Origin of the sequence: Ochrobactrum sp. RH2CCR150 (genome assembly GCA_014138095.1) — a bacterium.
GTDB lineage: Bacteria > Pseudomonadota > Alphaproteobacteria > Rhizobiales > Rhizobiaceae > Brucella > Brucella gambitense.
In genome coordinates this window covers 366,032-384,098 of record JACGXE010000005.1, presented here as the reverse complement: position 1 = coordinate 384,098, position 18,067 = coordinate 366,032, and the positions used below count along the sequence as shown (strand labels likewise).

Here is an 18,067-nt window from a genome sequence, read left to right as displayed (position 1 = left end):
GGTCCGGCTTCACGCTATCGCAATTGCGGCGGTGGCGTGAAGCACACCAGTCTTGTGAACAATCAGTTGGGCTGACGGTCCCGCCCCGGCAAGGGCGGCAGCTTCCGCTACTCCATGGCAACCGATGCGCCTGAATACTGCTTCGGACGGATTGGCGAGACGCGGCGTTTCTTCTTCCAGACGCCCGGCCTCATAGAAGCGCAAGGCGCACCCGTAATGAGCCGCCAGTTCCGTCCAGACGGACTCACTGGCTTTCGATGCCAGTGTGGCGATCATGTCGGGCTTGGGCAGTCCGCATTGCGATAAAACACTACCCGCAAGCGCCATCAGCTCAGCAAGCGTCGCGCCTGAAGAGCTGCCCATTCCCAGAACGGAAAGCCGTGCCTTACGCCCCACAGGGCGAGCCCCGTTGTGCCTGCTGCAATTCTTCATGCTTGATGCCCAGCACATCCGCGACGCGCTGGATCAGCACCGTTTCCGATTTGTCGATGCGGTTATCGGCACAGGCAATCGTCATCAGATCGCGCAACAGCGAGAGGCGACGTTCGGGGGCCATTTCGGCCAGCATGTTTGCCGCCTGCTTGGTCGTGGTTTCATAAGCGAAATCCTTCAGATATTCGGCCACTTCCGGAATATCTTCCGCAGCGATACCGAAATTCTTGAAGGCGATTTCCTTGAAGGCCGCGATTTCCGCCGGATGCTGGTCACCATCGGCGAACACGACGTGCAAAAGCAGCAGTAGTTCCGAAGCCAGCGCCGGATCATCGGCAACACGCTGCACGGCGCTCTTCTTGTTCAAAAATGCGCTAATGCGGTCGAAGATGCTTTCGCTCATAGGCGCCCCTCCGGGTTCGTGGTTAGAAGCACATCATTAATGCTGGCGCATCGGGAAAACAACGTTATGTTGCGATAACAGTTCCCGGACCCTCCCCATGCCAGAATTTCTCGACTCACTCACCCTGCTCCTGACGGCTGCTGCGTTCATCGCTGGCATCATCGATTCCATTGCCGGCGGCGGCGGTATGATCACCATTCCGGCTTTGCTGCTCGCGGGCATTCCCCCGGTTGAGGCGCTGGGCACCAACAAGCTGCAAGGTCTGTTCGGCTCGTCATCGGCGACAATCGCCTATGCCCGCAAGGGACACGTGAATATTCGCGAGCAATGGCAGGAAGCGCTTGCTTCGCTGGTCGGTTCTGTTTTCGGCGCGCTGCTCGCAACGGTCTTGCCCGTTGCAATCATGCGCACGGCGCTGCCGCTGCTGTTGATGGCAATCGCACTCTATTTCGCCCTGAAACCGAATATCGGCGATATCGACCGTTCCCGCCGCATTGGCCCGTTCCTGTTTGGCATAACCATCGTGCCGCTGATCGGCTTTTACGATGGCGTATTCGGCCCGGGCACCGGATCGTTCTTCATGCTCGCCTTTGTGGCGCTGGCAGGCTATGGCGTGCTGAAAGCAACAGCCCATACGAAGCTGTTGAACTGCGCCTCCAATGTCGGTGGCTTTGCGACTTTTGCAGCAGTCGGCGTCATCAACTGGAAAATCGGCATCTGCATGGGCATTGCGCAGTTCATCGGCGCGCAAATCGGCGCGAGCCTTGCGATGAAGGTCGGTTCGCGCATGATCAAGCCATTGCTGATCGTGGTCAGCCTCGCGCTGGCCGTGCGCCTTTTGATGGACCCGACCAATCCGCTCCGGCAATGGGTCGGTTTTTAAGCTTTTAAACCCTCAGCGCCACCAGAACGACGCCGCAGCCGATCAGCACAATACCGAACCAGTTGATGGTCGACATGCGCTCGCCGAGAAACACAGCACCGAACAGCGCCACAAGCACCACCGAAAGCTTGTCGACGGGTGCAACGCGCGCCGCATCGCCAATTTGCAAAGCACGAAAATAGGCAAGCCAGGACGCCCCGGTCGCCAGACCGGACAGGATGAGAAACAGCCACGACTTGGCAGAAATCTCGCCCGGCCTTTGCCATTGGCCGGTGATCGTCAGAAACAGGCACAGCGCGCCGATAATGACAAAGGTGCGGACCAGTGTTGCAAAGTCCGAATTGATGCCCTGAATGCCCACCTTTGCGAAAATCGCGGTCAGCGCGGCGAATACCGCCGACATCAGGGCCCAGAACTGCCAGCTTGCTACCATAATCAGAACTCTATCCCCTTCTGGGCTTTCACGCCCGAACGGAACGGATGCTTGATCATTTCCATCTCGGTGACAAGATCAGCCACCTCAATCAGCTCATCTTTCGCGTTCCGACCGGTCACGATAACGTGCTTCATCTCGGGCTTGGCTTTCAGCACTTCGACGATTTCTTCCACGGGCAGATAATCATAGCGCAGAACGATATTCAGTTCGTCGCAAAGCACCATGTCGATATCTTCATCCATGATCATGGCCTTGGCCTGTTCCCATGCGCCACGCGCCATGGCGATATCGCGGCTGCGATCCTGCGTTTCCCAGGTAAAGCCTTCGCCCAATGCCGAAATGGTCACCTGATCGGGGAATTTTTCCAGAACCCAGCGTTCGCCCGTGTCCCACGATCCCTTGACGAACTGCACAACACCGATCTTCATGCCGTGACCAAGCGCACGGAACACCATGCCGAAACCGGCAGTGGATTTACCCTTGCCCTTGCCCGTATGGACGATCACCAGACCTTTTTCCTCGGTCTTGGTGGCCTGAATCTTGTCGCGCGCGGCCTTCTTCTTGCGCATCTTGTCCGCATGGCGCGCATTCAGCTCATCTTCGGTCATCGACAGAAGTTTTTCAGATTTCTCAGCCATTTATCGCCCTTTCCGGATTCAACTTCTGAAGACTTTCCAATATGAACCGTGCCGAATTCGAACGCGGCGTCCAGAAACCACGCTCGACAGCATCGTTCAGCTTTGCGGCGGTTTCCGCCAGCGCTGCCGGGTTCTTTTCAGCCATGAAATCATGGACCGCCTTGTCGGCGATATAGGCCTGATAGACCGCCTCGAAATGATGGTTGCCAACCTTGCCGGTCGTCGCTGCAAAGGCGAACAGATAATCGACCGTCGCTGCGATTTCCGCCGCACCCTTATAGCCGTGGCGCATCACCCCTGCGATCCATTTCGGGTTGGCGGCGCGCCCGCGTACAACCCGCGAAAGCTCTTCTTCAAGCGTGCGGATCACCGGTTTTTCCGGCCGTGAATGGTCGTTGTGATAAACCGTTGGCATAGCACCGGTCAGGTTTTCAACCGTCGCAGCCATGCCGCCCTCGAACTGATAATAGTCGTCACTGTCCAGAAGATCGTGTTCCCGATTGTCCTGATTCTGCACGACGGCCTGCACTGAACGCAGGCGCTCTTCGAGAAGGCCGCGCTCTGCCTGCCCCTCCTCGCCTGCGCCATAGGCATAGCCGCCCCAGACAAGCCAGGCTTCCGCCAGATCATTGCGCCCGGCCCAGCCGTTTTCGTCGATCAGCGCCTGTAATCCAGCGCCATAAGCGCCCGGTTTCGAGCCGAACACGCGATAACCTGCACGGCGTTGCGCTGTCTTTTCGTCGGCTCCACTGGCTAGCAGACGCGCCTGCTCTGCCGCCATGCGCGCCGCAATCGGATTGTCTTCCGCGTCTTCGCCGAGTGCTCCCACCGCACGCACCGCCTTGTCGAACAAGGCGATCTGTTCGGGAAACGCATCACGGAAAAAGCCAGATATGCGCAAGGTCACGTCAACACGCGGACGCCCGAGCATGGCAAGCGGTACGATTTCGTATCCAGTGACGCGGCGCGAGGCCATGTCCCAGACGGGCTTTACGCCGATCAGCGCCAGCGCCTGCGCAATGTCATCACCGCCGGTGCGCATATTGGACGTGCCCCAAGCCGTGAGGCCGAAAGAGGTCGGCCATTCGCCATGGTCCTGCGTATAGCGCGTAACCAGCAATTCCGCCGATTTGCGTCCCAGTTCCCACGCGGCTGGCGTCGGCACAGCACGGCTGTCGGTCGAGAAGAAATTGCGCCCGGTCGGCAAGACATCGGGCCGTCCGCGCGTTGGAGCGCCGGATGGTCCCGGCGGCACGAAGCGCCCTTCGAGCGCAGTCAGCAGGCCTTCAATTTCTGCGGGGCCACAAGCGATTACGCTGGGGCGCAGATGATCGGTTATGGCTTGTAGCACGGCGCCGGTCTGTTGCCAGCCTTGCGGACAGGCCTGTTCGCCCGAGACGAGCCTGGCCGCCAGAAGTTCGATGCGCTCCACCGTGTCGCCCGTTATGCGCCAGGTCGCCGGGCTAACTTCAGCCAGCAATGCCGGCTTCGGCCCTGTCCACGGATCGGCCATGTTGCAATCGAGCGGATCGAAACCTTTATCCAGCCCTGCATCAGCGGCAATGGCGCGTTGCAGGCTTTGGTCACCGACACTTCCGCCCAGCGAAACCGGCACGCCACGCGGAACGCGGGCCAGCGCGACCAAAAGATCGGTCAAAAGCCGTGCCTGCGGCGCTTGTCCGAAAATATGCAACCCGTCTCGGATCTGCATTTCCTTCAAATCGCAGAGATAGGCGTCGAGCTTTTGCAGCGCCATGTCTTCATCGTCATGGTCATGAATGCCTGCGTCACGGTCGAGACCAATATCGCGCACCAGTTCGAGAATCTGGCCCTTGAGGCGTAACAGACGGCGCGGATCAACGCCCGACGCTTCATAATATTCATCGACGAGCGCTTCGAGGTCCTTCAGCGGACCATAGCTTTCGGCACGGGTCAAAGGCGGCGTCAGATGATCAATGATCACCGCGCCCGCACGGCGCTTGGCTTGGGTGCCCTCGCCCGGATCATTGACGATAAACGGATAGATATGCGGTGTCGGCCCGAACACAGCTTCCGGATAGCAATTTTCAGACAGCGCCAGCGCCTTGCCTGGAAGCCATTCAAGATTACCGTGCTTGCCCATGTGAACAATGGCATCAACATCCGCTATCTCACGTAGATAGGCATAGAAAGCGATATAGCCATGCGGCGGCACCAGATCCGGCGAATGATAACTTTCCTTCGGATCAATATTGTAGCCGCGTGCGGGCTGAATGCCGGTCAGTGTTTCGCCAAGCCGCATCAGCGGCAGCGCAAAAGCGTTGCGCTCCTCGTCGAAAAATGGATCAGCCTCCGGCTTGCCCCAGCGGGCGGTGATTTCCGCCTGAATCGCATCGGGAAGCTTTTCGAAGAAAGCTTTGTATTGATTGAGCGAAATGGTTTCGCGAATCTCTCGGCCATCGCGCGCGGCATTGGTCGGCCCCGCCATCAAAAGCTGCATAAGCGCATCGCCATCCGCAGGCACTTCGCCAGTCTGATAGCCTGCACCAGCCATGGCTCTTAGCGTTTCGACCGTTCCGGCAGGCGTATCCAGCCCGACGCCATTACCAAGCCGCCCATCACGGTTGGGATAGTTGGCAAGGATCAACGCTACACACCGTTCTGCGGCTTTCTTCCGCTTCAGTCGCACCCAGTTCGCTGCAAGCTTCGCCACAAAAGCCACACGGTTTTCATCCGGCTCGTGGGTGACGATATTTGCCTCCACCGTCGCATCGAATTGCCGTGCCGATTTGAACGAAACCGCGCGTGACAGAACGCGCCCGTCCACCTCCGGCAAGGCAACATTCATGGCCAGATCGCGCGCCAGCAAGCCCTGCTGGGAAGCTTGCCAGACCGCCTTCGGCGTGCCTGAAAAAATCACCTGCAAAACCATGTTGCCGCGCTTGTCGAGCACGGTTGGCTTGCGTTCTGCGCCCGGCGAGGAGATGGCAAACCCGGTCGCGTTCAACACAATATCCGGCGTGCAATCCTCGAAAACGCCGTCAACCACGGCAGCGGACAGCCGGTCCTTGAGGCTGGAGACGAACAGAGGCAGCGGATTGATGCCTTCCGCCTGCAAACCCGCAATCAACGCTTCGACAGGCTGGGTCTGGCCGCTTTGCACCAGCGCGCGATAGAGGACGATCGCCGCAACAGGCGCATCCTTGGTCCAGCGGCTGCGGATGAGATCGAGCGAAACCACCGCCTCACCGGGCCACCAAAGACCAGCTTTGAGCAGCGGTGCTGCTTCGGCTGGCTTTTCGCCGCCGTCAACCAGCGCCGTGCAATAATCGAGGAAGGCGCGCATATTGGAAGCGCCGCCCTCGATCAGATAATGCCACAGCGCTTCGCGGTCGGCGCTTGCAACCGTCGAAAAGCGATCCAGCCCATGATCCGGCTTGTCATCACCCGGAAGCACCGCAATCTTGACGCCGTGATTCACGGCGCAGGCGTGAAGCGCTTCCAGCCCATAGGGCCAGTACGTCTCGCCACCGATAATGCGCACGATAATCAGCTTTGCATGACGCGCCGTCCGCTCGACATAAGCGTCGACGGACATGGGATGCGTGAGGCTGAGAAAACTGGCGAGCCGCAGGCTTGGCCCGTCTGGCTCAGCGCGATGCGCCTGTGCAAGACTGGCCAGTTCCGTGTCGGCGGCGGAAAGGAACAGAATATCACCCGGCGTCTGGCCGAGATCGATGGCCTCATTGCCGTCGCTGATCGTTCCTTTCTGGGCAAGCAGAAGATGCATTACAAAACTGCGTCTTTCACGGCCTTGGTGATGGCGCCTTCATCGATCTCATGCAGGCCGATGACAACGAGACGCGTCGAGCGGGCTTCATCCTTGCCCCACGGGCGGTCGAAGTAATGCTCGATACGCGGGCCGACAGCCTGCACCACCAGACGCATCGGCTTACCCGGCACATCGACAAAACCCTTGAGACGCAGAACATCATGGTCAGCGATAATGGTCTTCAGCTTCTCGGCAAAGGCCTTCGGGTCCGAAACGGAACCGGCCTCAACAACAAAGCTCTCGAATTCATCGTGATCATGCTCATGACCATCGGCATGATGGATTTCATGATGCGACTTGCGGTTGGCGATATCGTCTTCCGTACCAACGCCAAGGCCAAGCAGCACATCAGCGCCAAGCTTGCCGAAGCTTGCAGGCACCATGTTGACGCGGCGCGACGAGCGCTCGGCAACATCAGCCTTCACGCTGTCGAGGCTCGAGGCGTCGATCAGATCAGCCTTGTTGAGCACGATCAGGTCGGCAGCATGAATCTGGTCTTCAAACAGTTCTTCAAGCGGGCTCTCATGATCAAGCGATTCATCGGCTACGCGCTGCGCATCCACCTTGTCATGATCGTCAGCGAACCGGCCTTCGGCAACGGCTGCGGCATCGATAACCGTCACCACGCCATCGACCGTGACCTGCGTCTTGATTTCAGGCCAGTTGAATGCGGCAACCAGCGGCTGCGGCAATGCAAGACCGGACGTCTCGATGACGATGTGATCCGGACGGTCCGGACGGTCGAGCAGCTTGGTCATGGTCGGAATGAAATCATCGGCAACGGTGCAGCAAATGCAGCCATTGTTGAGTTCGATCACATCTTCCTCGCGGCAGGTTTCGATGCCGCAACCTTTCAGAATGCCGCCATCAACACCAAGATCACCAAATTCGTTGATGATCAGCGCAATGCGCTTGCCATTGGCGTTTTCAAGCAGATTGCGGATCATCGTGGTCTTGCCCGATCCGAGAAACCCGGTGATCACGGTAGCCGGTATCTTTTGACCCTGCATAAAATTATCCCTTCATCTTGAGCGGCAAACCTGCCGCCATGAAATAAACTTCGTCTGCCGCAGCAGCGATGGCCTGATGCAAAAAGCCTGCATGATCGCGAAATTCCCGCGCCATGCGGTTTTCCGGCACAATGCCGAGCCCAACTTCGTTGGACACAAAAACCACCGGCCCGCCGAGGGCCGAAAGCACGGCAACCAGATCGTGTGATTCCGCGGCGATGTCGCGCTCGGCCATCATGAGATTCGTGACCCAAAGGGTCAGGCAGTCAACCAGCACGAATCTGGTCGATTGCGTCTGTTGTAGAAGTGCGCTCTTCAGATCGAGCGGCTCTTCTACGGTCTGCCATTGCGTACCGCGCCGGTCGCGATGCACCGCAATACGGCTTTCCATTTCTCCGTCGAAGGCGCGCCCCGTCGCCAGATAGACCGGTTGAAGCCCGGAGGCTTCAACCAGCTTTTCGGCATAGGACGACTTACCCGAACGGGCTCCGCCAAGAACAAAGGTTATTTTTCCGGGCAGAACCACGCTATCAGCCTTCCAGTTCGGATGCGGCGTAATGCTGGATGAACCAGCCAAGCGCCAGACCGATCACCGCCCACATGAACAGGTTCGTCGCCAGCGAAGCGACCGCATATTGCGATGCGAGCAGCGACGGAATTGGCGACGCAATATCCTCAGGATGCGGCGCACCATAGACCTGCGGGGCAATGATTGCGACGAGGCCGAGCAATTTTGCCCAGATTTCGTCGCGCAGCACGATCAAGTAGAGGCCGACACCGCTGAGTACGACTGTCGAAATCCACCAGAGCTGGCGCTGGGCGAGATCAGCCGCAGGCATTGCCGGCAGTTCCGGCGACAGACCGAGCGCAGGCATGAACGCCACCGCGAAGAAACCGGCCATGCCCCAGTAAAGGCCGTTCCGCACTGTGATTGGACGACCGAGCAGCAACGCAATACCGCCAAGCAGAAAAGCAAAACCAGAACCGGCAACCAGGTTGGCCAGGATCGTATTGCCAAGACGGCCGAACGGTAGTTCTGCCCCGGCTTCTTCTTCGGCTGGTGCGGCAGCTGCCGCATGATCATGGACAGGAGCTTCGGCACCGGCCTGTTCATGCGGCGCGGCTTCAGCCGGTCCATGACTATGGCCGCCGCCAGCCTCTTCATAAACTTCCGCCTGCAGAATAAGTGGCACGGTCTTGAGATACATGGCAGGCGTCACCAGAAGCCCTGCCAGAAGGCCCGCAGCAAGCGTAGCCAAAAGATAACGGATCAACATTTTAGTCCCCCAACTGCAAAAAATCGCCGATAGCCACAGCCATCGGACGCAAAGCAGTGTCAGCTTCCTTGAAAAACACGTCTACGTTCATTCCCCACGCAAACCGGCACGTAAACGCCGTTCGCAATGTCGACGCTAAAGCATCAATGGCAAGGAAAACCGTAAGAATGGCGGGTATCGTGCGCTGAATCGTGCAGCGTGTCCGAATGCGCAAGTCCAACGCCATAGACGAGGAAGGCGCCGAGGAGCAGGGAAACCACAGCCGTACCAAGACGCGCAGCCAAAGGCAGAGATACAGTGGTAGAGACAGAATTATTTATACGTGCAGCCATGACAACCTCCGTGCAGGCAGCAGGGAAAGACCTCCCAGGGGGCGCGGGTAAAATACCCTTCTGTAACAGGCAGGTCTCCTGGCTCACGGGTCGTCGGAAATGTCACCACCTTCCCGAAACATGATGCTTCAGTGGCTGCCGGTTGCCCGGCATGGCTTCATTCCTCTCCGCTCTACAGTCGCGGGGTCGGCTACGATAAAGACGCCCGGAATGGGTCCGTCCTTCGCATTCCCTCTTGGTCCCACCGGATTCGTCCAGCAAGAACCTGTCACATGTTTGGACATTAGGCCTTTGCTGATAGGCCGTCAATCAGGCGCGGGTGCGTAAGCTTTGCCCCTTGCACCGAACCCAGCTATCGATGGTCTCCGCCTTGGCATTGATCCTGGGCCAGAGCCACAGCATAACGCCCACCACCAAACTCCATGCAATCACCACATCCGATAAAAAATGCGCGCCCATGAAAACGCGATTCATGGACACCAGCACAAGGATTGGAATGAAAATCGCGGCGGACACGACGCGCCAACGTTCAGGGACGAATATTAAAAGCGACAGCATAGCAGCCGCAGCAGCCCCCTCACCTGATGGAAAGGAACAGTTTTTGCTGCATGTCGCCGCCATTTGCCATGCTGGTGTAAAATCCATTGCACCACCAAATTCCAGCAAATGTCTCGGTCGCGCCCGTCCAATAAGCAACTTCAAGCTATGTACCAAAGCACCTGGACCTAGAATGAAGGTCAAGAAAACGTACACTACCTTGTGTGGTGCGATTGATGGCAGCGGATGCCTCCACAACGCATACACAGTAAGTAAAATCAGCAATATCACCAGCAAATATAACTGACTGGCGCGATGAAAATCCCTTAGAATAATCCAACCAACTGAATCTGCCGCGAAAAAGGCCCCCGAGTGATAAAAATGCCGACTAAAAGCCAGATCAATTTGGGGCGAAACAATAAATAATGCGTTGATAGCTATGACTAAATATACATAGCTACCTTTTTGAAAGACACGATTAATACTTGTAAATAAAAATATATTATGCAAATTAATCTCACTAAAATATTCTTTATAGAATTAATATGAATATTTTGTTCGAAAATAGATCTAAAATTGTTAATTTTATGAGCAATTACATAATTCTAAGTATTTTATAAATAAGTATTATTCGGTTATTGATGATATCAAGAGTAAGCGTGCATAACTGAAATCATCCTAACACCACGAAGGCAGCCTGACATCAAATTAAGGAGAAGATCGCATCGATATCGAGACAGGCTTCCAGCCCCTCCGCCAGCTCATCTAGCGCCGTTTCAACACTTATGCGGTAATTCCCTGCGCCACCTTCGACACCTAGCGTGGCAAGAAATTGCTGCCGGAAGCGATCTGCGCCGAAAACGCCGTGCAGATAGGTCCCCATAATCCGGCCATTCGAAGAGACCGCACCATCATCATGATCCCCGATGCGCGCAAAAGGCCTGAACATATCGGCCCCTGTCGTGCGACCGATATGGATTTCATAGCCTTCGAGCGGCGCATCATAGAGCAATGAACTCGCTTCAACATTGCGGACGACTTTTTCCGGCTCCATGACGGTTTCAATATCCAGTAGCCCCAGACCTTCCGCTTCGCGCACCTGTCCTTCGATCCCATGCGGATCATGGATGCTGTGCCCCAGCATCTGAAAACCGCCGCAGATACCGAGCACATGTCCGCCGCGCTTCACGTGCGCAATCAGATCGCGATCCCAACCGTTTTCACGGAACGCCAGCAGATCGGCAATGGTGGACTTTGTTCCGGGCAGCACGACCAGACCGGCATCAGCCGGAAGCGGCGTGCCGGGCGGCACCATGATCACCTCCACGGCAGGTTCGACCTTCAGCGGGTCCAGATCGTCAAAATTGGCGATGCGCGGCAACATCGGAACCGCAACTTTCAGCGCCTTGTCTGCGCTGCGGACGGCACGCTCCAGAACCACCGAATCTTCGGCCGGCAATCTGGAAACAGCCTTGAGCCAGGGAACAACACCGAAAGAAGGCCAGCCGGTGAAGCGCCCGATTGCTTCCAGCCCGTCGTCGAACAGCGAAATATCGCCGCGAAACTTGTTGATAATGAAACCGCGCACCATGGCGCGATCTTCTTCCGGCAGGATTGTGTGTGTCCCTACCAGCGAGGCAATCACCCCGCCCCGATCAATATCACCGACCAGCACCACCGGCACATTTGCCCGTGTTGCGAAGCCCATATTGGCGATATCTCCGGCCCGAAGATTGATCTCCGCTGGCGAACCAGCCCCTTCAATTAAAACGAGATCTGCACCTTCGCTGACGATGGAAAAGGATTGCATCACCGACGCCATCAGTTGCGGCTTTAGTTCCTGATAATAGCGTCCGCGCGCTTCGCCGCGCACCTGGCCCTGCACTACGATCTGGCTGCCCATATCCGTCTGGGGTTTCAGCAAAACCGGGTTCATATGCACAGATGACGAAATGCCCGACGCCAGCGCCTGTAGCCACTGGGCACGACCGATTTCCCCACCGTCATCACTGACCGCAGCATTGTTGGACATGTTCTGAGGCTTGAACGGACGGACTTTCAGCCCACGATTGCGCGCCACGCGGCAGAGCCCCGCGACAAGCACGCTCTTGCCGACATCAGACCCCGTTCCCTGAAACATAATTGCCCGTACCATTTGACCTGCGTAGCCGAAACGGCAAGCCATGGCAATCTGGGTCCAGGCGCTGCGCGTTACGGCACATCCAACGCGCTGACTGATGCACCTTCTATGCAAAAATGCGCATCAGTTTATTACAAATGTGAGCAAGATTATTCCAATGGAGCGTTGGCAGTGCCCCGGTCTTATGCTCTAGTCCACCTCAGAGGAGCGGTGCTCATAGGGAGGAAACCATGGATGCTGCCGAACAGAACCAGTTCGAGCTGAACGAAGAACAGCTCGCCATTCAGGAGATGGCGCGCGGCTTCGCCAGCGACCGGATTGCACCCCACGCGCTGCAATGGGACCGTGACAAGCATTTCCCTGTCGATGCGCTTCGCGAGGTGGGATCGCTCGGCATGGGCGGCATCTATGTCCGCGAGGATGTGGGTGGATCGGCACTGAAACGTATGGATGCCGTGCTTATTTTCGAGGCGCTTGCCGCGGCGTGTCCGTCATTCTCGGCCTTTGTCTCCATACACAACATGGCTGCGTGGATGATCGACACATTCGGCAATGAGGCGCAACGCCAGCAGTTCCTGCCCAGTCTCACAACCATGGACTGGCTGGCCAGTTACTGCCTGACGGAACCGGGCTCCGGTTCGGACGCAGCCGCCCTTCGCACCCGCGCCACGCGGGATGGTGATCACTATGTCATCAACGGTGCAAAACAGTTTATTTCCGGCGCCGGAGAGACTGATATCTATGTCACCATGGTGCGTACCGGTGAGGACGGTCCGAAAGGTATTTCCACCCTCGTTGTGCCGAAAGATGCACCCGGCCTGTCATTCGGCGCTAACGAATACAAGATGGGCTGGAACTGCCAGCCGACGCGAACAGTCATTTTCGACAACTGCCGTGTACCAGTGGAAAATCGGCTTGGCGAAGAAGGCACAGGCTTCAAGATCGCCATGGCCGGTCTCGATGGTGGACGGCTGAATATCGGAGCCTGCTCGCTCGGCGGCGCGCAATCCGCGCTCGACAAGGCGCTGGAATATTGCGGCGAGCGCAAGGCTTTCGGACAAACGATAGACCGTTTTCAGGCCCTGCAGTTTCGCCTTGCGGACATGGAGACCGAACTTTCGGCAGCGCGCCTGCTGCTTTACGCAGCCGCCAGCAAGCTCGACCGCAAGACCCACGACGCTGGCAAATGGTCGGCCATGGCAAAGCGGTTTGTGACCGACACCGGGTTCAGTGTCGCCAATGAAGCGCTGCAACTCTTTGGCGGCTACGGTTACCTCCACGATTACGGGATCGAAAAGCTGGTCCGCGACCTGCGCGTGCACCAGATTCTGGAGGGGACCAACGAAATCATGCGCGTGATCATTGCAAGGCATATGATCGGTCGCTGAATAGCTATTTAGTATGGAGGAATTCACCATGGCCACTATCGCATTCATCGGCCTCGGCAATATGGGCGGCCCAATGGCGGCAAATCTGGTCAAGGCCGGACACACAGTGCGCGGCTTTGACCTGTTGCCGCAGCATCTTGAAGAAGCGCGCGCCAATGGTTTGCAGATCGCGACCAGCGCGGTGGATGCCGTTGCAGATGTCGACGCGGTCATCACCATGCTGCCCGCAGGCAAGCATGTTCTCGCCGTTTATGAGGAAATTGCCCCTAAGGCGCGAAAAGATTCAGCTTTTATCGATTGCTCCACAATCGACGTCGATTCCGCCCGCAAGGCGCACGCAATCGCGGCAGACCATGGGCATCTCTCCATCGATGCGCCAGTTTCGGGCGGCACCGGTGGTGCAGCCGCAGGTACACTGACTTTCATGGCGGGCGGCAGCGACAAGGCATTCGAACGCGGCGAGCCTATCCTCAAGCCAATGGCTGGCAAGATCGTGCATTGCGGCGGCGATGGAGCCGGACAGGCCGCCAAGATCTGCAACAATATGATTCTCGGCATCTCGATGATTGGCGTCAGCGAAGCTTTCGTTCTGGCTGAAAAGCTCGGCCTTTCGCATCAGGCGCTTTTCGACGTCGCTTCCACTTCGTCGGGTCAATGCTGGTCACTCACCACCTATTGCCCCGTACCAGGTCCGGTTCCGACCTCACCCGCCAACCGCGACTACAAGCCGGGCTTCGCCGCAGCACTGATGCTGAAGGATCTGAAGCTTTCGCAGGAAGCGGCGAAGAGCGCGGGCGCGGAAACGCCGCTTGGCGCCCATGCCGAAGCGATTTACTCGCTGTTTGACGGTGAAGGTCATGGCAGTGATGATTTTTCCGGCATCATCAATCATCTGCGCGAAAAATCCGGAGCAAAGTAAAAAAAGATCACATGCATGAAAAAACTTGCCTCAAAAAGGCAATGTTTAGATTTGCTTAATCGTCTGCTAACCGTACGGTAACGATGTTCGGATAAAAAGGAGCACGAGACAGGCTAAACCTCTCTCGCTGCTCCGGATCTGGTATTGCGTACCGGAGCTTTATGTATCTCTCACCAGCGTTTTTTCCGGTGAGATTGCCATGCGTAGTTGGCAAAACCGTGCGCCGTAAGGCAGCGCGGTTTTTGCCGTAAACGAAAATTTTATCAAATATTGTCCGCATATTTCGATTGTTTGGCGCTACGCGGATTGAAATCCGACCATATTCCTGTGACATGTAGCAGCCTGTTTGCGCCCATCTGGGGCACATCGTTCAGCATCGGGACTTCAAGCTTGACCGCATTAAGACAAACCGCGTCTACCGCAGACAAAGAAATATTGGGATTGCCTTGGGCGGTCCTATTCGTCGTGTGCTATTTCGTGTTTCAGGCCGTTCTGGTGACTTATATCTCCAACGGCGCTGGACTCGATGATGCGGAACAGCTCGCCAATATAGGTTATCTCGACTGGGGCTATGGCGGCTCGCAACCGCCGCTCTATACGTGGACGACCAATCTTGCCGCCTCCGTGCTAGGCACGTCCATGTTGACGCTTCAGATCGTGAAGTTCGGCATGCTGGCAAGCCTTTTCCTCAGCGTTTTTGGCGCTATGCGGCTCCTCGGCTTCTCGCGTGTTGTCGCCTCGGCCAGCATGCTCGGCCTGTTTCTCATTCCACAAATCGGCTGGGAATCGCAGCGCGCCCTGACCCATTCGGTCGCGGGCACGGCGGGATGCGGATGGACCTTCCTGGCCTTTGCCTGGCATATGCGCAAGCGCAGCGTGATCTCGGCTGCTCTTCTTGGCGTGGCCATGACCGCAGCGCTTCTCGGCAAGTTCAACGCATCATTCTTCCTGATCATGGTGATCGTAACCGGGCTTTCAGTCCCGGAATATCGGGCCGTGCTTCTGTCGAAACTATCGGTCGTCACCTTGCTCGCCTTCGCAATCTGCGTCGGACCGACGGCCACATGGATGTTCGCTCACAAATCGAGTGTCATTGCCCGTTCAGGCAAATTGCAGATGGGCGCATCCGGAAACCTGTTCTTCGATCGGCTGAACGGTATTGAGAGCTTCGTTGAAGCTGCCTTCCTGTTTTCGGTTCTGGCGCTTGCAATCGCGGCGGTCATCGCGCTCATCCATTTCAAGAAACGCACAGTGCCCACCACGCCTTATACGCCCGGCCAGACATTCATGCGCCGTCTGGTGGTTGTCGGTCTGCTGATTGTTTTCGTCGGCGTTGTTGTGACAGGCGCCAATGACGTCAAAGACCGCTGGCTTCAGCCTGTGCTGTTTCTTTTGCCCGCTGTGCTGGCTTTCCGTCTGGAGCGCTTCCGCATCGGCAGCCGCCCTGTTACGGAGTATGCGGTCATGGGCGCGGTAGTCGCCCTACTGGTTCCGCCGGTTTTGTCCTATTATCTCATCTATGGGTCGAGCACCCCGCCCTATGGGCAGCTTGATTATCGCCAGCTTTATACGGAAATCAGCAGCCACGGATCTTTCAAGACCATCGTGGCGGATAATGCACAGATACCGGGCAATTTCCGACTGTTCGATCCGTCGCTGAAGGTGGTTCACCCAGAAACGCCCAATGGGGCCAAGCAGATCACAGCGCCGATTCTGGTCATGTGGTTTGGTGATGCCACGCCGAACGCCCACATTGCAGGCCTTCTGGAGAGCGCCAATATTCAGGTGCCGACGACTGGTATCATGACGACAAGCATCGCTTATAAAACGCGCCCCGATATGCAGATGCCGGTGGGGTATTTCCTCGTCAAGGCGCAGTAAAGCATTATACAGCGCTCGTTCACGAGGACTGAGCTATGAATGAAAAGGCCCGGGATCAGATCCCGGGCCTTTTTCTTAATCCACCGTCTGTTGAACGGCGTGCGCTGTGCCTTTGACATCGCGCCCTACGCCGCGAACCGTATTGGCACAAGAAGCCAGAGTGAAGGCACAGAGAACAATAGCAACCGGGACAAGGCGGGTCAGTTTCATAGCGGTCTCTCCGATAGGTGTCGTTAAAGCCCAGATGAATGGGCGCACATGCCAGTATTGTGCCAGCATCCATCGGCCCACCCCGGACCCCGCCTCTGTTTGCTGGCCATGAAGCCGTTTCATCCGGCTGTCATACAGGAAACCTAGCGCAACCTTTTGTCCTGACAAGAGAAAGCATTACTTACACCCACAAGTTCTTGTGAGTTGTATCAGCAAGCGCGAAAAGTCTCGAAGCGTCCCGTGCGGCGATAAGCTTCGAAAACATTGCGCAAATTCTCCGCCACTGCATGAATATGCGGTCCGGCTTCAGGCCTGATAATCATGCCGAGCTGATAGCGCCCTAGCTCAGGCAAGTCATGCTCCGACCCCAACGCAACAATCCCCTCGCCGAGCAAGGTTTTCGCGAAAGGCGCGATGGCAAGATCGGCCATGATGGCCGCGCGCTGCCCAGTGGAATGTGAACTCATATAGGCGATGCGATAAGGACGGCCCGAGCTTTCGAGCGCTTCCAGCGCATTGCCGCGCCAGGCGCATCCTTCTTCCCAGATGGAAAGCGGCAACGGATCGCGGCGATAAGCCGTTCCGCATTTCGCGCCAGCCCAGACGAGTTCCTCATCGAGCAAAACTTCCGTGTCACCCTTGCCGGGCACCGTATGCGAAATATTGACCAGCGTAACATCGAGACGCCGCTCATCGAGACGCTTGCGCAGATTACTGCTCTGATCGATCACCACGTCTACCGTCACGCCCGGATGCGTTTCCGCAAAGCGCTTAAGAACAAGCGGCAGAACGCATTCGCCGATATCGTCGGGCGAACCAAGCCGCACCACGCCAGTGACGGTCGGTGCGACAAATTTGGAAACCGCTTCACGATTGAGCGCCAGAAGGCGGCGCGCAAAACCGAGCAGAACTTCGCCATCACTGGTGAGCGTCACCGAACGGGCATCGCGGTCAAACACGGCGACGCCGATCTGCTCCTCAAGTTTCTTGATCTGCATCGATACAGCCGATGGCGTGCGAAAAACCGCATTGGCGGCCGATGAGAAACTACCCGTGTCTGCAATCGCCACAAACGTGCGAAGGACATCGATATCAAGCATTGGCAAAGGATGCTGGACGGGCGCTGTCATGACGGGACTCCGATGATGATAAATCAAATTTTCTGATCTTAAGCCTTTTTATATTTCGTTTGATTGAACGTCAAGCACAGCGCACATTAACTCCATCGAAAACACACAACCCGCTGCAGCAGGCATTCAAACCAATCCATTCTCGCCCGAGGAGACCGAAAATGACCGTACAATGCCAAACCGTGGGCCAAACCGTGGGCCAAACTATTGGCCAACCCGCACGTCACAATCGCCGCCCAACGCCGTCGACATCCGCTTCTTCACTTGTCTGGTTGCGTCAGGCTTATTTCGAACTGCGGAGCCGGATTGATCAGTGGCGGCTGGACCGCAAGATTGCCCGCACCCGCCTCTCGATCCAAAATCTGCCGGAACATATCCGGCAGGACGTTGGCTGGCCGGCAATCGACGACCGTCTGCCAATCGTCCGTCAGGTTCGCTCCACGCGCCCGAACACTCCGCGTAAGGGCTGATTTGCGACAATTATTACTTTTCGAATGAGGGCGAGCCTGTTTCGCCCTCATTTTCACGACATAAAAATACCTTCTCGCGGCAGGCATTTAGCCGCACTTTGCAACCTAACCGTTCTGTGTCTCAATAAAGCACTATCCCGTTTGCGTCATTGTCCTCCCCTAGCATTTGC

The 18,067-nt window shown here is 56.9% G+C and carries 18 protein-coding genes and 1 riboswitch; of the genes, 5 read left to right on the top strand and 13 right to left on the bottom strand.

Going from position 1 to position 18,067, the window contains the following annotated elements; translation table 11 throughout:
* Positions 1-9: 9 nt before the first annotated feature.
* Positions 10-363, bottom strand: coding sequence for a cobalamin biosynthesis protein (locus tag FHW03_RS13780; RefSeq protein WP_182521197.1), 354 nt, complete (start codon positions 361-363; stop codon positions 10-12).
* A 22-nt stretch (positions 364-385) separates the two neighbouring features.
* A complete protein-coding gene (locus tag FHW03_RS13775) occupies positions 386-835 on the bottom strand; it encodes a TerB family tellurite resistance protein (RefSeq protein ID WP_078339313.1) in 450 nt (149 codons plus the stop codon).
* A gap of 97 nt (positions 836-932) precedes the next feature.
* Here FHW03_RS13775 and FHW03_RS13770 point away from each other — a divergent pair, with 97 nt between their 5' ends.
* Positions 933-1,718, top strand: coding sequence for a TSUP family transporter (locus FHW03_RS13770; RefSeq protein ID WP_182521132.1), 786 nt, complete (start codon positions 933-935; stop codon positions 1,716-1,718).
* Between the two features lie 4 nt (positions 1,719-1,722).
* Here FHW03_RS13770 and FHW03_RS13765 read toward each other — a convergent pair whose 3' ends face one another.
* From FHW03_RS13765 to FHW03_RS13725, 9 genes are all read right to left on the bottom strand, one after another.
* Positions 1,723-2,151, bottom strand: a complete 429-nt coding sequence (locus FHW03_RS13765) for an EamA family transporter (protein WP_182521131.1) — start codon at positions 2,149-2,151, stop codon at positions 1,723-1,725.
* 2 nt (positions 2,152-2,153) lie between these two features.
* Complete coding sequence (gene cobO, locus FHW03_RS13760; RefSeq protein WP_113533814.1) at positions 2,154-2,792, bottom strand: cob(I)yrinic acid a,c-diamide adenosyltransferase; 639 nt, start codon at positions 2,790-2,792, stop codon at positions 2,154-2,156.
* Positions 2,785-6,561 (bottom strand): cobaltochelatase subunit CobN, encoded by a 3,777-nt coding sequence (cobN, locus tag FHW03_RS13755; protein WP_182521130.1) that lies wholly within the window; start codon positions 6,559-6,561, stop codon positions 2,785-2,787. The genes cobO and cobN overlap by 8 nt, the downstream gene beginning before the upstream one ends.
* A complete protein-coding gene (gene cobW / locus FHW03_RS13750) occupies positions 6,561-7,613 on the bottom strand; it encodes a cobalamin biosynthesis protein CobW (RefSeq protein WP_182521129.1) in 1,053 nt (350 codons plus the stop codon). Before cobW ends, cobN begins: the two co-directional genes overlap by 1 nt.
* A 4-nt stretch (positions 7,614-7,617) precedes the next feature.
* Positions 7,618-8,139, bottom strand: a complete 522-nt coding sequence (cobU, locus tag FHW03_RS13745) for a bifunctional adenosylcobinamide kinase/adenosylcobinamide-phosphate guanylyltransferase (protein ID WP_182521196.1) — start codon at positions 8,137-8,139, stop codon at positions 7,618-7,620.
* Between the two features lie 4 nt (positions 8,140-8,143).
* Positions 8,144-8,890 (bottom strand): CbtA family protein, encoded by a 747-nt coding sequence (locus tag FHW03_RS13740; protein ID WP_182521128.1) that lies wholly within the window; start codon positions 8,888-8,890, stop codon positions 8,144-8,146.
* A 143-nt stretch (positions 8,891-9,033) separates the two neighbouring features.
* Entirely contained in the window at positions 9,034-9,222 is a 189-nt protein-coding gene (locus tag FHW03_RS13735; RefSeq protein WP_078339321.1) for a CbtB domain-containing protein, read from the bottom strand.
* A gap of 50 nt (positions 9,223-9,272) precedes the next feature.
* A riboswitch (cobalamin riboswitch) is annotated at positions 9,273-9,506 on the bottom strand.
* Positions 9,507-9,531: 25 nt separating this feature from the next.
* A complete protein-coding gene (locus tag FHW03_RS13730) occupies positions 9,532-10,269 on the bottom strand; it encodes a phosphatase PAP2 family protein (protein ID WP_210277264.1) in 738 nt (245 codons plus the stop codon).
* 193 nt (positions 10,270-10,462) lie between these two features.
* Positions 10,463-11,914, bottom strand: coding sequence for a cobyric acid synthase (locus tag FHW03_RS13725; protein WP_182521127.1), 1,452 nt, complete (start codon positions 11,912-11,914; stop codon positions 10,463-10,465).
* A gap of 215 nt (positions 11,915-12,129) precedes the next feature.
* Here FHW03_RS13725 and FHW03_RS13720 point away from each other — a divergent pair, with 215 nt between their 5' ends.
* The 3 genes from FHW03_RS13720 to FHW03_RS13710 all read left to right on the top strand — a co-directional run bounded on the left by FHW03_RS13720 (position 12,130) and on the right by FHW03_RS13710 (position 16,087).
* Positions 12,130-13,287, top strand: a complete 1,158-nt coding sequence (locus FHW03_RS13720; RefSeq protein WP_182521126.1) for an isobutyryl-CoA dehydrogenase — start codon at positions 12,130-12,132, stop codon at positions 13,285-13,287.
* Between the two features lie 28 nt (positions 13,288-13,315).
* A complete protein-coding gene (mmsB, locus tag FHW03_RS13715; protein ID WP_182521125.1) occupies positions 13,316-14,206 on the top strand; it encodes a 3-hydroxyisobutyrate dehydrogenase in 891 nt (296 codons plus the stop codon).
* Between the two features lie 441 nt (positions 14,207-14,647).
* Positions 14,648-16,087, top strand: a complete 1,440-nt coding sequence (locus FHW03_RS13710; RefSeq protein ID WP_377514804.1) for an ArnT family glycosyltransferase — start codon at positions 14,648-14,650, stop codon at positions 16,085-16,087.
* A gap of 75 nt (positions 16,088-16,162) precedes the next feature.
* On the opposite strand, the gene FHW03_RS13705 is transcribed toward FHW03_RS13710, so the two are convergent.
* A complete protein-coding gene (locus tag FHW03_RS13705; RefSeq protein ID WP_182521123.1) occupies positions 16,163-16,297 on the bottom strand; it encodes an entericidin EcnAB in 135 nt (44 codons plus the stop codon).
* A 209-nt stretch (positions 16,298-16,506) separates the two neighbouring features.
* Positions 16,507-17,427, bottom strand: coding sequence for a LysR family transcriptional regulator (locus tag FHW03_RS13700; protein ID WP_182521122.1), 921 nt, complete (start codon positions 17,425-17,427; stop codon positions 16,507-16,509).
* A 161-nt stretch (positions 17,428-17,588) separates the two neighbouring features.
* On the opposite strand from FHW03_RS13700, the gene FHW03_RS13695 reads away from it, so the two are divergent.
* On the top strand, positions 17,589-17,897 hold the full coding sequence (locus tag FHW03_RS13695; RefSeq protein WP_182521121.1) for a hypothetical protein: 309 nt from the start codon (positions 17,589-17,591) through the stop codon (positions 17,895-17,897).
* The last annotated feature ends 170 nt before the right edge of the window (positions 17,898-18,067 follow it).